This is a genomic window from Roseobacter cerasinus (genome assembly GCF_009811755.1).
Lineage (GTDB): Bacteria > Pseudomonadota > Alphaproteobacteria > Rhodobacterales > Rhodobacteraceae > Roseobacter > Roseobacter cerasinus.
On record NZ_BLIV01000008.1, the window covers coordinates 112,698 to 126,985 of the forward strand.

General features: G+C 63.5%; 12 protein-coding genes. 11 read left to right on the top strand and 1 reads right to left on the bottom strand.

The features are described from left to right. The first annotated feature begins 65 nt into the window (after positions 1-65). The 6 genes from repC to So717_RS18620 all read left to right on the top strand — a co-directional run bounded on the left by repC (position 66) and on the right by So717_RS18620 (position 7,481). Positions 66-1,223, top strand: coding sequence for a plasmid replication protein RepC (repC, locus tag So717_RS18595; RefSeq protein WP_159980132.1), 1,158 nt, complete (start codon positions 66-68; stop codon positions 1,221-1,223). A 304-nt stretch (positions 1,224-1,527) separates the two neighbouring features. Then, positions 1,528-3,567 (top strand): TonB-dependent hemoglobin/transferrin/lactoferrin family receptor, encoded by a 2,040-nt coding sequence (locus So717_RS18600; RefSeq protein ID WP_159980134.1) that lies wholly within the window; start codon positions 1,528-1,530, stop codon positions 3,565-3,567. A gap of 164 nt (positions 3,568-3,731) precedes the next feature. Further along, positions 3,732-4,772 (top strand): hemin-degrading factor, encoded by a 1,041-nt coding sequence (locus So717_RS18605; RefSeq protein ID WP_159980136.1) that lies wholly within the window; start codon positions 3,732-3,734, stop codon positions 4,770-4,772. After that, the gene (locus So717_RS18610) at positions 4,769-5,626 is read left to right on the top strand and encodes a heme/hemin ABC transporter substrate-binding protein (RefSeq protein WP_159980138.1); all 858 of its coding nucleotides are present in this window, start codon (positions 4,769-4,771) and stop codon (positions 5,624-5,626) included. The genes So717_RS18605 and So717_RS18610 overlap by 4 nt, the downstream gene beginning before the upstream one ends. Before the next feature lie 5 nt (positions 5,627-5,631). Next, the gene (locus tag So717_RS18615) at positions 5,632-6,690 is read left to right on the top strand and encodes a FecCD family ABC transporter permease (RefSeq protein ID WP_159980140.1); all 1,059 of its coding nucleotides are present in this window, start codon (positions 5,632-5,634) and stop codon (positions 6,688-6,690) included. Continuing rightward, positions 6,687-7,481, top strand: a complete 795-nt coding sequence (locus tag So717_RS18620) for a heme ABC transporter ATP-binding protein (protein WP_159980142.1) — start codon at positions 6,687-6,689, stop codon at positions 7,479-7,481. The genes So717_RS18615 and So717_RS18620 overlap by 4 nt, the downstream gene beginning before the upstream one ends. A gap of 21 nt (positions 7,482-7,502) precedes the next feature. Here the strand turns inward: So717_RS18620 and So717_RS18625 are convergent, their stop codons facing one another. Then, complete coding sequence (locus So717_RS18625; protein ID WP_159980144.1) at positions 7,503-8,558, bottom strand: tyrosine-type recombinase/integrase; 1,056 nt, start codon at positions 8,556-8,558, stop codon at positions 7,503-7,505. 281 nt (positions 8,559-8,839) lie between these two features. Here So717_RS18625 and So717_RS18630 point away from each other — a divergent pair, with 281 nt between their 5' ends. The 5 genes from So717_RS18630 (at position 8,840) to scpB (ending at position 14,128) form a co-directional block, all read left to right on the top strand. Beyond that, a complete protein-coding gene (locus So717_RS18630; RefSeq protein WP_159980146.1) occupies positions 8,840-10,486 on the top strand; it encodes a TnsB C-terminal domain-containing protein in 1,647 nt (548 codons plus the stop codon). Next, complete coding sequence (locus So717_RS18635; RefSeq protein ID WP_159980148.1) at positions 10,479-11,357, top strand: TniB family NTP-binding protein; 879 nt, start codon at positions 10,479-10,481, stop codon at positions 11,355-11,357. The genes So717_RS18630 and So717_RS18635 overlap by 8 nt, the downstream gene beginning before the upstream one ends. Then, positions 11,354-12,373 carry a TniQ family protein gene (locus tag So717_RS18640; protein ID WP_159980150.1) on the top strand — a complete coding sequence of 340 codons (1,020 nt, stop codon included), beginning with the start codon at positions 11,354-11,356 and terminating at the stop codon, positions 12,371-12,373. The genes So717_RS18635 and So717_RS18640 overlap by 4 nt, the downstream gene beginning before the upstream one ends. A 205-nt stretch (positions 12,374-12,578) precedes the next feature. Next, positions 12,579-13,532 (top strand): DUF1403 family protein, encoded by a 954-nt coding sequence (locus tag So717_RS18645; protein WP_159980152.1) that lies wholly within the window; start codon positions 12,579-12,581, stop codon positions 13,530-13,532. Continuing rightward, the gene (gene scpB, locus So717_RS18650; protein ID WP_159980154.1) at positions 13,529-14,128 is read left to right on the top strand and encodes an SMC-Scp complex subunit ScpB; all 600 of its coding nucleotides are present in this window, start codon (positions 13,529-13,531) and stop codon (positions 14,126-14,128) included. Before So717_RS18645 ends, scpB begins: the two co-directional genes overlap by 4 nt. Positions 14,129-14,288 lie beyond the last annotated feature (160 nt).

Sequence of the window (14,288 nt, forward strand, 5' to 3'; positions counted from 1 at the left end):
GCCCTGCCCTGCAAGTCCCAAGTGATTCGCAGGACCGGATAATTTGTGCCTGCGTGAAAAATACTATGACCTATGTTCCAGTCACACCGTTCTGCGGGACGGTGAACAAGGCCGTTTTGGCCAATGCCAGCCGGGTCGAGGCCGCAGACACTCTGCCCCGCGCTGACAAATGGGAGGTCCTGCGCGAGCTTGGCATCGCGGGCCCGAAACTTGGCGTGACGGATCGGCAATTGACCGTGCTGCAGGCGCTGATCAGCTTCTATCCCGAGACCAAACTGGGGGCCGAAGGTGTCTCTACGGTGGTGTTTCCCTCCAATACGTCGATCTGTGAGCGGCTGAACGGCATGCCTTGTTCGACCATGCGCCGGCATCTGTCAGGTCTGGTCCAGGCCGGTCTGATCTTGCGGCGCGACAGCCCCAATGGCAAGCGCTACAGCACCCGTGCGGGGGATCGGTTTGGCTTTGATCTGGCCCCCCTCGCCCTTCGCTTTGCGGAGATCTGCGCGGTGGCAGAGGCTGTCCGCGCCGAACGGGACCGTGTGACCCGCCTGCGCCAGGCCGTGAGCCTGATGCGCCGTGATCTTGATGCTCTGGCCGCCTATGGGGCAGAGACACGACCCGATCTGGGTGTGTGGGATGCCTTCGATGACCTTGCGCGCCTAACGGCCCGCAATCTACGACGGACACTTTCGGAAGCCGATCTGGAGGCGGTGTCGGTACATTTGCAAGAGGCTCTTGACGACGCGCGGTCCCATCTGGAATCGAACTATACGAGCACCAGTGATGTTAAAACTGAGCAGCACTATCAGAATTCAAACACACATCTCTCTGTTCTTGAACCTTGCTTAGAAAAAGCAGGGGGCGAAGACACCAACGTCGAGATACATGAAGACCGCTTGCCCAATGTGCCGCTGGGATTGTGTCTGGCAGTCTGTCTGGAAATCAAAGCCTATGCGAGCGGCCCAATCCGCCATTGGCATAACCTTGTCAGAGCGGCTGACGTTGTCCGGCCGATGATGGGAATTTCACCGTCGGCATGGGCTGAGGCGGTGGAAGCCATGGGCCCAGAAGAGGCCGCTGTGGTGGTCGCTGCGATGCTCGAACGGTTTGATGACATCAAGTCTCCGGGCGGTTATCTCAGACATCTGTCACGCAAGGCGGCTGAGGGGCAGTTTTCCTGCGGGCCGATGGTGATGGCCTTGATGCGACGTGAGGCGGCGTGAGAGTTCACAGCTGTGAACCTGCTGTTGACCGGGCTGTGCTCAAGGATGTTCACAGCTGTGAACTCAGTGCACCCTGCCCCGCTACAGCCGTGATGTGCGGATGCCCGCACGACGACACCCATCGAGACCACGTGGTCTGTCATCGGACCCACCGTCGCCGTAGCGCCGGGTTGATCTCGATCCGAAACAGGCGGGGCACAGCTCTTTACTTCTTCCGTTGGGATGGTATCGTTTTTGCTGATTGCGCGCCCCACTCCCCATTTGGCAGGCCCCGCGCACCCAAGGGGCATAAGGTGGGGAACGCATGCAAAAGGGTCTTCTTTCAGGTTTTGTTGGTATTATTCTGGCGTCCGGGTCTGCACAGGCGCAGGACGCGCCGTTTGAGTTGCAGCCGGTGATTGTCGGTACGGCGTTGCGCGACGACCGGGATATCCGTGACACACCCGTCGCCACTTCGGTCATTTCAGGGGAAGACCTCGACCGGCGACAGGCCGACACTTACGAAGAGCTGATCGGTGACATTCCCGGTGTCGTGATCGAAGGCGGGCCGCGGGGCATCTCGCAGGAGCCGAATATTCGCGGGTTTCAGGATGAGCAGGTGGTTCTGCGCTTCGACGGCGGGCGGTTGAACTTCAATCAGGCGCATCGGGGCCGGTTTTTCTTTGACCCGGATATCGTGCAACGGATCGAGGTTGTGCGCGGGGGCGGATCGACCCTGTTTGGGTCGGGTGCGATTGGGGGCGTGATCGCGGTTGAGACCAAAGACGCAGCTGACCTGCTGCAGCCTGGCCAGACCACCGGTGCCCGGCTGCGGTTTGGCGGGTCCGACAATGGGGATGTCCTGAGCCCAAGTGCCACGGTCTATGGCGATTGGGGGCGGTTTGACGCGCTGGCCTTTGTGGGCACCCGACAGTTTGGAACATCACTTGAGGATGGTGATGGCAACGACATCCTGCGCTCGGAGATCGACAGCGTGAATGGGCTGGTCAAGTTTGGGTTCGAGCCAAATGCCGAACACCGGTTTGAGCTGAACCTGGCGTATTATGATGACGAAGGGGTCACGCCGCCCAATTCCAATGCGGCCTCTGATCCGGATGAGGATGTGGCGCGGGAGGCCGAGATTTTCACCGGCCGGCTGTCCTGGGACTGGGCGCCAGAGAGGTCTGATCTGATTGACCTTTCGGTGCTCTTTTACGGCAATCTGCTCAACATCAGCGAAGATCGCTTGGTTGATGGCCGTCGGGACCGGACCGAATACGATACCTTCGGGCTGGAGGTGGTGAACCGCTCAAGTCTTGACGTGGGAGTGCCGGTCGACCTTGTCTATGGGTTCGAGGCGGTACAGGACACACAGACGGGCACGCGGGATGGGGCGCCGCGCACGCAGTTTCCGGACGCCGAGGCAGAGACTTTCGGGCTGTTCGCCGAAGCGACCGTGGGTGTCAGCGACCGGTGGGATGTGATCGCCGGGGCGCGATTTGATGACTACAGCCGCGATGTGGATGATCCGTCGCTGGAGGATGTGGACGAGCGGTTTTTCTCGCCTCGGATCGGGGTCAGCTTCCGGCCAAACGAGACCTGGCAGATCTATGGCAATCTGGCGCGGGCCTACCGCGCGCCGACGTTGACCGAGCTTTACAATGACGGGGAGCATTTTGCGTCGGATATCTTCTTTCCACCTTTTGGGCCGGTGCGCTTCGTCAACAATTTTGTGCCGAACCCCGACCTTGAAGAGGAACGATCGACGCAGGTTGAATTCGGTGCCCGGTTTGAACGGGCGGATATCGCCCGGCCAGGCGATGTGCTGCGCTTTTCGGCCAATGCTTACTATGCGGAGGTCGACAATTTCATCGATACGGTGGTGACCGGTCCTGACCCGACGACCTTTGTGCCCGGGTTCATTTTTGGCACGACGACGCAGCGCAATGTCGATGCGGAACTCTACGGCATTGAGGCGGAGTTGGACTATGACGCAGGGACTTGGTTTGGCGGGCTGGGCCTGAGCATTCCACGTGGCAAACAGTCCAACGGGGATGCGCTTGGGTCGATCCCGCAGGAGCGGCTGGTGGCCACGCTTGGCTATCGCCCGATGTCTGAGGTGGAGGTTGGGCTGCGCGCCACATTTGCCTCGGGGCAGGCGGATGTCCCGGACACCGCATCGCCGGGCGAGGCCTACCGCGTGCTGGATGTGTTTGGATCCTGGGCGCCTGACAATGGCCCATTGGAGGGCGCTGTTTTGCGGGCAGGCATCGATAACCTGCTGGACGAGCAATACACCATTTTTCCGAATGATCTGGCGCAGCCCGGGCGCACGTTGCGGCTGTCGGTGTCCTATCGATTTTGAGCGGAAACGTCGGGGCCGGGCCTTTGCGAGTTTGAGCGGGCGCTGGGGTCTCGTCTTGCCAAGATGTGAAAAGCCGACTATTTCTATCGGAAATAACTTACGCCACAGCCAGGCCCCCGGGGCTCAGCCATCCAGGTGACCGTTCACCAAAGGAGCTGTGCCGCATGGCCGCATCAGATCTGACCGCCAAAGACATCCGCATCCGCCGTGACAAAGCGCCGGAGCAGCGCGACCGCGACTTTGCCGAGGCGCAGGGTATCAGCGAGGCGGCCCTTGTTGCGGCCTATTGCGGGCGGGGGGTTACGCGGATTGATGCGCACCCCGATACCGTCATGGGTGCCGCACAGGAGCTGGGTGAGGTCATGGCGCTGACGCGCAATCTCTCCTGCGTGCATGAAAAAATCGGGGTCTATGACAATTACCACCCCGGCGCGCATGCCGCGATGATCCTGACCGAGGAGATCGACCTGCGGATCTTTCCCGGCCACTGGCACCACGCGTTTCTGGTGGAGCGGGCAGGGGAGGCAGGCGTGCGCCGCAGTTTGCAGGTGTTTGATGCGGCGGGGGATGCGGTGCACAAGGTCATCCTGCGCGAGGGCTCGGACCACGCAGCCTTTGCGGGGCTCGTGGGGCGGATGGCTTCTGAGGATCAGTCGCCGGAGGCCGTGTTCAAACCCCGCCAGCCGGCGGAAGCGCCCCGGATTGCCCCGGACAAGGTCGAGATCCTGCGCAAGGAATGGACGCGGATGACCGATACGCATCAGTTCCTGCGGCTGGTCTCGAAACTCAAGATGAACCGTTTGGGGGCCTACCGCGCCGCCGGGTTGCCCTTTGCCCGCAGGCTGGACACAGGCGCGGTAGAGGCGCTGCTGCGCGCGCTTCAGCGCAGCGAAACCGAGGTGATGCTGTTTGTGGGCAACCGGGGCTGCATCCAGATCCACACTGGCGCGATCCATACGTTGAAACCCATGGGGCCGTGGCAGAATGTCATGGACCCGGGCTTTAACCTGCATTTGCGTGGCGATCATGTTGCGGAGGTCTGGGCGGTGGACAAGCCCACGCAGCGCGGCACAGCCACATCCGTCGAAGCCTTTGACGCGCAGGGGGCGCTGATCTTCCAGATCTTTGGCGTGCCGAAAGAGGGGCGCGACAGCCGCCCGGCCTTTCGCGCCATCGTACAGGATTTGCAGGAGGTGGTGGCATGATCGAGAGACGTGCCTTACTCGCCTTGTCAGCGGCGTTTTGTGCGGCGCAGCCGGGCCGGGCCTTTGCAGCGGATGAGATGGCGGATGTCATCGCCATTGGTGGCGCGGTGACCGAGATTATCTTTGCGCTTGGCCAGGGACACCGGTTGCTGGCCCGCGATGCGACCTCGACCTATCCGGCGGCGGCTGAGGCGCTGCCGGATGTGGGGTATATGCGGCGTCTGTCTGCGGAAGGTGTGCTGTCTTTCGCGCCCGCGCTGATCATATCAGCGGAAGGGGCAGGGCCGCCCGAGGTGATCGAGATTCTGCGCGCGGCCTCCGTCGAGTTTGCCGAGGTGCCTGAGGGCTATGACGCGCGGGCCATCGTGGCCAAGATCCACGCGGTGGGCGCGGCGCTGGATGTGCCGGAGCGGGCGCAGGCTCTGGCCGAGATGACACAGGCCGCGCTGGAGGCTGCTGTCGCGCAGGCTGCGGATGTCGATGCGGCCCCGAAACGGGTGATGTTTGTGCTGTCGACGCAAGGTGGACGCATCCTGGCCTCCGGCACCGGGACAGGCGCGGATGGGATCATCCGCATGGCGGGTGGGACCAACGCCGTCTCTGATTTCGACGGGTACAAGCCGCTCTCGGATGAGGCGGTCAGCGCTGCGGCGCCTGATGTGATCCTGATGATGGACCGGACGGGGGATCACGCCGCAACCGATGATGAGCTGTTTGGTCTGCCCGCTTTCTCGGCCACACCGGCGGCTGAGACCCGAGATGTCGTGCGTATGGACGGCCTGTTCCTACTTGGGTTTGGCCCGCGCACGGCGGAGGCTGTGACAGCGCTGAACCGCGCTCTTTACACAAGCTAGAGACCTTGGCGTTCGCGGATCATCTGCCCAGAAGCCGCGTGGCGCGGGCGCGGCGTCTGCATGGGTGGCTGGCCCTGGCGGTTGTGCTTGTGGGCCTTTTCAGCCTGACCGTTGGGGCAACGGATGTGGCGCTGGGGCCCGCGCTGTGGAAGCTGGCGACGGGTGAGGCGTTGACACGCATGGAAATGATTGTCCTGTGGGATATTCGCGCGCCGCGTCTGGTTCTGGGGCTGCTGGTGGGGGCTGCCTTGGCCATGGGCGGGGCGGTGATGCAGGGGCTGTTCCGCAACCCGCTGGCGGACCCGGGCCTTGTGGGGGTGAGCGCGGGGGCAGGGCTGGGGGCCATCACAGCCATTGTGCTGGCCGGTGCGGCCCCGGCCTGGCTGGCTGTCGCGACAGGCGATCATCTGGTGGCTGTCGCGGCGTTCTTTGGAGGTTGGGCCAGTACGCTGCTGCTTTACCGGGTGTCGACCCGTCGCGGGCGCACCTCCGTGGCGACGATGCTCCTGGCGGGCATCGCGCTGGGGGCGCTGGCCGGAGCACTGTCGGGCATTCTGGTCTACATCTCTGATGACCGGCAGCTGCGCGATTTGACCTTTTGGGGCTTGGGGTCGCTGGGCGGCGCAAGCTGGGCCAAGGTTCTGGCGGCAGGGCCGATCATCCTGCTGTCGCTGGCGGTGGCGTCGGCCTTGGGGCGGGGGTTGAACGGTCTTGCTCTGGGGGAGGCGACGGCGGGTCACATTGGGCTGAACGTGCAGTGGGTCAAGGGGGGTGCGATCCTGACCGTGGCGGGAGCCACGGGGGCGGCTGTGGCGGTCTCAGGCGGAATTGGCTTCATCGGCATTGTCGTGCCGCATCTCTTGCGGTTGAGCAGCGGGCCGGATCATCGGCCTTTGCTGATCAACGCGGCGCTTCTGGGGGCGCTGCTGCTGGTCCTTGCGGATGTGATTGCGCGGGTGATCATCGCGCCAGCGGAACTGCCCATCGGGATTGTCACAGCAGTCTTGGGCGCGCCGGTGTTCCTGTGGATCCTGCTGCGCCAGCGCGGCATGGTGGATCTATGACTGTGTGTGTCGAGGGCCTGTCGGTGCGGTATGGCGCCAGAGTGGTGATCGAAGATCTCGACATCATCGCTTGCTCCGGTGCGTTGACCGCGATTGTGGGGCCGAATGGATCGGGCAAGTCGACATTGATCAAGGCGATCTGCGGAGATCTGTCCTATGACGGCGTGGTGACGCTGAATGGCCTGGATGTGGCCAGCGCGCACCCGTGGGAGCTGGCCAGCCAGCGGGCTGTGCTGCCGCAGGCCTCGACACTGGCCTTCCCGTTTCATGCCATTGAAGTGGTACGCATTGGGCTGACGGCGGGCACAGGTGGCGCGCAGGCCGGGCGGGCTGAGGCGGCGCTGGCGCGCGTGGAGCTCGCAGGCTACGCCAACCGGTACTATCAGGAGCTTTCGGGTGGCGAGCAGCAGCGGGTGCAGCTGGCGCGCGTGCTGGCGCAGATCTGGGAGCCTTGCACGGGGCAGGGGCCGCGCTGGCTGATGCTGGATGAGCCCGTCTCCAGCCTTGATGTCGCGCATCAGTTGCAGGTGATGTCCATCGCGAAGGAGTTTGCACGAGGCGGCGGCGGTGTGTTGGCGGTCATGCATGATCTGAACCTGACGGGGCTGTTTGCCGACCGGGTTGTGGTGATGGCAGAGGGGCAGGTGCTTGCAGCGGGACCGCCTGAGGAGGTCATGAATGATGCGGTCTTGTCGCAGGCCTATGGCTGCGCGTTGCGCGTCAACACCACGCCGCATGGGCCGGCGCCCTTTGTGCTGCCGCATACGGCAGAGGCCCACGCCGCGCCTTGAGGGCGCGGGATGGGGCAGGGGTTACAGCCCTGCTGCTTTTGTGAGGTTGAGTTGGAATCTGTCTCTGCGGCGTTGGTAGCGGCGGGTCATTTCGACGGAGGCGTGGCCAAGCTGTTTCTGGACATGGCGCTCGTCAGCCTCGGCGTAAGAGGCAAGGCCCGAGCGCAGGGAATGTCCGGAGAAGAGGGCCAGGCGCTCTTTCTCCGGCAGCTCCGGTCGGATCCCGGCGGCCAGCAGGGTCCGCTTGATCAGACGGGCCACGTGTTTGTCGGACAGTCGGCCGTCCAGCGCTTTGGTGTTGTCGCGCGAGACGCGCACAAAGACCGGACCCAGGTCAATCTTCGCGAAGTGCAGCCACTGCTCCAGCGCATGCACCGGGCAGGACTGCTCGGACGAGCCACGCCCGATCTCGGCCTCTTTCCAGCCGGTCTTGGTCCGCTGGATCACAAGCACGCCCTCGGGCGCGATCTCGACCCAGCCCTTGCCGTCGAGGGTGTCATCGCGCTGCACATCGAGGGCCACGATCTCGGACCGCCGGAAACCGCCCGCATAGCCCATCAGCAGGATCGCGCGGTCGCGCAGGCCGCGCAGGTCGAAGGGCAGGGTGCCAACCATGGCCAGCAGCTCCTCGGGGGCCAGGGGCGCCTTTTGCACCGGCGGGCGGGCGTGGGCGCGTTTGATCCCGGCCAGCACACTGGCGATGTGGCGGTCCTTGCGGTCCAGCACAAATCCGCGCTGCCGGTAGCTCCAAGCGAGGCCCGACAGGCGGCGTTCAATCGTCGCATGGGAGAGGGCAGGGCCCCCGGTCTGAGGGGCTGCGCAGTCGGTGATGTAGAGGCCGATCAGCTGCGGGTCGGGCGTATCGGGATCGGCGCCGCGCCGTCGGCACCAGCTGGCGAACTGCGCCCAGTCGGCGGCATAGGCTTTGTTGGTGTTCTCGGCGGTGGCCTGCGCCGCATAGCCCCGCGCGGTGTCCAGCAGCCGGTCCAGCGCGCCGGAGCCGGCAACGGCCTCGGGCAGGGCGATCGAGGCATGATCCGCAGGGTCTCTCCCGTCTCCGTCGTTCTGTTGGCTCATTTTAAATGCCTTTCGGGAGATGCGCGTTCGAGCGTAGCGAGAGACAGCGTATGTCGAGGCAATGTGTCAACAAACGACGAAGCGCGTGCTCGTTTGCCGCACCTCGGGTTGCAGAGCGCGATGTCTCTGTCGGACTGCTGGATTTCTTGAAACTGCGGGCCATTTGTTTTCAAGGGTTTGCCGGTTCTTCATTTTTGAGATTGAGTCGGAATTCATGAGACTGTACATAGATTTGAGTCACTATTCGTGAGACTACACAGCGTTCGTGCGTCGATCAAGTCATGTCCGATAATTCTGCAGCCGATAAAGATTGGGAAGAGGCCGAGTTCCGCGCAAGAGTGCTTGCGGAGCTGCCGGAACAGCTCACTGAAGGCGACGTTGCCTGGGCGATGCGGCAGCTGGATGTCAGCCGGGCGACGGTTTATCGTTTGGCGAAGCAGTTCCGGGAAGATGCGCGGACCAGTGCACTTCTGCCAAATTCCTCCGGCCCCAAGCCAGGCATGCAGCCGCTGGATCCGGCGGTGGAAGCGATCGTATCCCGCCTGTTTAGAGACTTTTACGCCACCCGTCGCAAACCGACCAAAACGCGGTTTTGGCGGGAGGTCGCTGCCGATTGCCACGCACGGGGGCTGGCACCACCCTCGATCCGGCGTCTGGGGCGTTGGCTGGACCTGAAAGACCAGGCACGGCTCATGATGAGGCGGGAGGGCAGGGACAAGGCCGAACGCCGGCACCTGGCCACGCCCGGTGGGCTTACCGCGACCCGCCCGCTGGATATCGTCCAGATCGATCACACCAGGGCCGATGTGACGGTGGTCGATCCGGTCACGCGACACCCGCTTGGCCGGCCGACGCTGACTGTCGCGATCGATGTAAACACCCGCATGGTTCTGGGATTTCACCTGTCGCTGGAGCCGCCCTCGCTTCTGTCGGTCGCGCTCTGTCTGACCCATGCGGTGATGGAGAAATCACATTGGCTGGCGGCGCGCGGGATCAATACAGACTGGCCCGCGCAGGGCATCCCCAGGGCGATCTACGTGGACAACGGCGCGGAATTCCATGCCCGGGCCTTCGGACTTGCCTGTTCCGAATACCAGATTGATTTGCAGCACCGCCCGCCCGGCACACCGCGCTATGGCGGGCATATCGAGCGGCTGATCGGCACGATGATGGGGGCGGTGCATCTGCTGCCGGGGTCACATTTCTCGAACATCTTCGAGCGTGGCGATCTCGACGCGGAGGCCGAAGCGGTGATGACGCTGCAGGAGTTGGAAACCTGGCTCGCGCTGGAAATCACCGGTTCCTACCACGTGCGGGTCCACAGCGCGCTGGAAACCACGCCTGCGGCGGCCTGGGCAGCGCATACGGATGAGGCGCGGCTCCGCATGCCCGCCGATCTCCGGCAGTTCCTGGTGGATTTTCTGCCCTCGGAACAGCGGGTCCTGCAGCGGGACGGCTTTCATCTCTTTCATATCCGCTACTGGTCGGACGAGTTGCGCTGGCTGATGGGCCGGGAGAGCCGCAAATACACGCTCAAATACGACCCGCGCGACCTCTCGCGCATCTTTGTGCTGACCGGGGACGGGATCATCGAGGCGCGGCCGGCGGATCTGACACGGCCTGCGATTACGCTCTGGGAGCACCGGGCGGCGCGGCGCGCCTTGCGCGAGGAAGGGCGCCGGTCGGTGGACGAAGAACTGATCTTCCGGACAATCCAGGCGCAACGCGACCTCGTGGACAGCGCCGAGCGGCAAACGAAAGCCATGCAACGCCATAAGGCCCGGCGGGCGCACCTGGAACCGCGCCCGATGATCGATGTGACGCCAGAAGCAGAGGCAAAGAAGGCTTTGCCGGCACCTGAAACCAAGCGCAATGCGCTCAAGGATCATCCAGGGTTCGAGGTCGAGGAATGGTACGACGATGACTGAGTTTCCGCATCTTTATCCGGGCGCCGGCAGGATTGCCGCGCTCAGCGCTGAGGAGCGTATTTTGCGCATCCGGGCCGATCGATGGGTGTCCTATCCCCGGGCCGAGGCGGCCCTGACCAAGCTGGAGACTCTGCTGGCCTTCCCGGAGCGCGCCCGGATGCCGAACCTGCTTCTGGTCGGCGAAAGCGGCATGGGCAAGACGATGATCATCGAGAAGTTCAACCGCGATCAAGCCTCCAGCTTCGACGATATGACCGGGCGGCTGCACATGCCGGTCGTCGCGGTGCAGATGGTCTCGGGGCCGGATGAGACACGGTTCTACCGCCGGATTCTGGCCGCGATCGGCGCTCCGGAGCCGCCAAGGGCGACGCTTTCCGTGCTGGAAAGCCTTGCCCTGCGGCTGCTCACCGAATTGCGCCCAAAGATGCTGGTGATCGACGAGATCCACAGCCTGCAGGCGGGTACGATCCGCGAACAGGCGCGGTTCCTGAACATGCTGCGGTTTCTCGGCAACGAACTGCGTATCCCGCTGGTCTGTGTGGGCACCGCCCAGGCCCGCAACGCGCTGCGCACCGACGATCAGCTGGTGCGCCGCTTCGAGGCTTTTGCGCTACCGCCTTGGCGGGAAGGGGCGGATTTCACCGGGCTGATGAGCACGCTCACGCGCAGCCTGCCGCTCCGGCGCGAAAGCGAGATCGATGAGAAGGCGCTCACGCGGATCCTCAAGGTGACCGATGGCATCACCTCGGGCATTTTTTCGATCATGTCTCAGCTGGCAATCGCCGCCATCGAAAGTGGCGAGGAGAGGATCCTCTCGCGCGACGTTCTGAGCGGCGACGGCTTGCGTGTGGTCCTGGGAGAGCCAGTTTGACAGGCGGGCGCCGCCTGCCGGTTGTGTTCCCGCCCGAGACGGATGAACGGCTGTCCTCCTGGATCGCCCGTCTGGCCCAATTCTATGCTATGACCATTCCCGAATTTCTGGCGGAACTTGGCCTGTCCAGGCGCGACCTGTTCGACCTGGAGTGGCGCCTTTCGGACGGGAATGGGGCTCTGATCGCGGCCCGAACCGGGCTTACGGTCGAGACCATTCAGGCCATGACGTTTCAGGAAGTCACCCCCGACGCCAGGATGATGATTGCGCGCCAGAACCGCCATCGCTGCCCGCATTGCCCTGCCGAGATGCAGCGGAAGTCGTTGGCATTGCCTTGGGTGTTTCGCTGTCCTGTTCACGGCTCAGACCTACAGGATGCCACCGGCGCAACCTTGCCCGAGATGTTGGGGGACGCCCGGATGGCAGCCTTGGCGACGCATGCAAGGGCCGGTGCCGCCGTTCTCGACGCCTGGGTACGTGGGGCCGGGCAGGGGGTTCTGGACGTGCCGGAAATGCTGTCCGTCCTGACAGCACGGCACCGCCGCGCTTCGCCTCCCTCGCTGGCCGAACAACCGCGCATGTCGCTGCAGACCCGGCGGGATTACCACGAATTTCTCACCATGCCGATCATCCGTCAGGCGCTGACGGTGGTCGTTCCCGAGTATGATGAGGTGGCGCCGGTGCTGGCCAAGCCGGTCCGGCCCGGGCTGCACGGCCTCGCGCAGGGCTCGCTGTTGCAGGGTTTCGCACTGACGGTTGGCATTGGCCGGCTCGCTGAGGACCCCGTCGCTCGCGCGATCGCCGTGCTGCTGGCCAGCGACGTGGACGGGCAGGGGCGGGTGCAGGAAGCACTCAGATCATGGCCACTCTCGTTGAGAAGATGTATCTCTGCCCGGCTCTGGCGCACTCAGCGCGACGAGAGAGATCGCCGGATTGCCGAAAAACCCACGAGACGGCGCCAGTCTCATGAATACCGGCGCGTCCAGTCTCATGAATACCACTCCAGAATCTCATGAACCCCGGTCGGTTTTTCAGGGAAGTGCTTGAATCTCATGAATTCCGGCCGTCCGACAACATTTTCGGGTGATTTGCGCATGTTTCGGAGGCTATCTCTCTGTGTCCGATAATGCAAACTTATTGGACATAGCAGAGAGCCGCAGGGTGGGGCGGTTTGCACACTATATGGTAGCGGAAAGCGCCGTGGCGAGATAGTGTTGTAGCATGACCTATCAGCCCGCCGCACTCTCTGACGACCAGACGATCCTACCGAAACTCCCCCGCTGGGTCACCTCTGGGCCTACGGAAACCTCTGAAACTGTGGCCTTTCGGTCAGGGGCGGCGTTGACGGTGCTGGATCAGCTGGTGCGTGATCCCATGCATGGTGTGCCGGTGAAACTGCTGGCCAACCGGTTGGCCCTGAGTGCGGCAACCGCCACCTCGAAATTGGAGGGACGGCTGGCGCGGGAGGTGGATATCCGCGACGCCTATCATCTGACCCCGCCGGGCGAGGCGCGCGGTCCCGATGGTGATCTCCTGGCATTCTGGCGCGACGTGGCGCGCTTGCGCGTATGCGGCACTGGCGAGGTCGCGGCTTTAATTGGTCCAGACTTCACAAGCTTGGTGGGCATCTGGCTTGACGCGGGATTGGAGCGGGCCCGGACCCATGGACCGCTGGCGGGCAGCGTGGCTGTCCTTCGTACCGTTCTCGACGCCGACGACCAGGCAGAGCGAGTCGCCTGCCTGCTGTCTGATATCGTTCTGGCACGGGCAATGAATTGGAAGACCGTGCTGCCGGTTTCGGCGCATCGGCTGACAAAGGCCGCACTGCGGGACCTGACCGCAGACGGGCAGGGGACCGAGCTGGCAGTCCAGGTGCGGTTCCAAGAGTCCATCGAAGAGACCATCCGCTTGGCACGAGACCTCGCCCGCCGCGGCGAAGCGCTTCGCGCTGTCGCCCCAAAACTGCGAGCGAAAGGATCGGGTGCGGCCGTTGATTTGTTTCTAACGGAAGATGCGGTGGCCCCAGGGTCGATGCTCTCGCCGCACATTCGCGGCACCTCGATCCCCATGACGTCACGTGCCGCGCGGCGGTTCTGCGACCGTCTGGTCGAGCTGGGCGTGGCGCGGGAACTGACCGGGCGATCGACCTTCCGGCTCTACGGGATTGCGCCATGACAACCGCGACCAAGAAACGGAAACCGGCGGATGACGGCGATGCTGTCTTTGACCGCGAGCTCGAAGATCTTCCCCAGGAGTTGCGCTGGCGGGAATGGATGGGGCGGATCGAAGCGGTGCTCTTCGCGAGTGCCTCGCCGGTCGGCCGCGACGACCTGGCGCGCGTGGTCGGGCAGGGGGCCTCGGTCGAGATGCTCATCGAGGACATCCAGGCAGAGTTGATTGGCCGTCCCTATGAGCTGGCACAGGTTGCGGGCGGATGGATGTTTCGAACGAAGTCCCAGTTCGCGGATGCGATCAAAGCCGCCGCTGATTTGGGTGAGCAGGCGCTCGCCTTCACAGAAATGGAGATGGGCGTGCTCTGTGCTATTGCCTATCATCAGCCCATTGATCGGGCCGGGCTGAAGGACATTTTTGGCAAAGAGGTGAGCCGTGATCAGCTGGCTCGGCTGCGCTACAAGGATCTAATTGCCAGCGGGCCGCGATCGCCACGGCCCGGGGCACCGCATACCTTCGTGACGACAGAGACGTTCCTCGTGACCTTCGATCTGCAGAGCCTGCGGGACCTGCCGGACCGGGAGCTATCGAAGCCTTGATGTCCGAAATATGCAGTAAACTTCGGACACGTAACGCCGCCCGCTTTCAATCGGTCGGGCTCTGACTTTCAATCAGTCGGCGACTTATGAAGAATTGAGGTCCACGGGTATCAGATTGCAACGTGGCGTTGTCGCTGTGAGGCATAGAATTGACTTCTAT

Excerpts from the sequence above, each read along its gene's own strand:
- repC (WP_159980132.1), top strand. The coding sequence starts at position 66 with ATGACCTATGTTCCAGTCACACCGTTCTGCGGGACGGTGAACAAGGCC.
- So717_RS18600 (WP_159980134.1), top strand. The coding sequence starts at position 1,528 with ATGCAAAAGGGTCTTCTTTCAGGTTTTGTTGGTATTATTCTGGCGTCC.
- So717_RS18605 (WP_159980136.1), top strand. The coding sequence starts at position 3,732 with ATGGCCGCATCAGATCTGACCGCCAAAGACATCCGCATCCGCCGTGAC.
- So717_RS18610 (WP_159980138.1), top strand. The coding sequence starts at position 4,769 with ATGATCGAGAGACGTGCCTTACTCGCCTTGTCAGCGGCGTTTTGTGCG.
- So717_RS18620 (WP_159980142.1), top strand. The coding sequence starts at position 6,687 with ATGACTGTGTGTGTCGAGGGCCTGTCGGTGCGGTATGGCGCCAGAGTG.
- So717_RS18625 (WP_159980144.1), bottom strand. The coding sequence starts at position 8,558 with ATGAGCCAACAGAACGACGGAGACGGGAGAGACCCTGCGGATCATGCC.
- So717_RS18630 (WP_159980146.1), top strand. The coding sequence starts at position 8,840 with ATGTCCGATAATTCTGCAGCCGATAAAGATTGGGAAGAGGCCGAGTTC.
- So717_RS18635 (WP_159980148.1), top strand. The coding sequence starts at position 10,479 with ATGACTGAGTTTCCGCATCTTTATCCGGGCGCCGGCAGGATTGCCGCG.
- So717_RS18645 (WP_159980152.1), top strand. The coding sequence starts at position 12,579 with ATGACCTATCAGCCCGCCGCACTCTCTGACGACCAGACGATCCTACCG.
- scpB (WP_159980154.1), top strand. The coding sequence starts at position 13,529 with ATGACAACCGCGACCAAGAAACGGAAACCGGCGGATGACGGCGATGCT.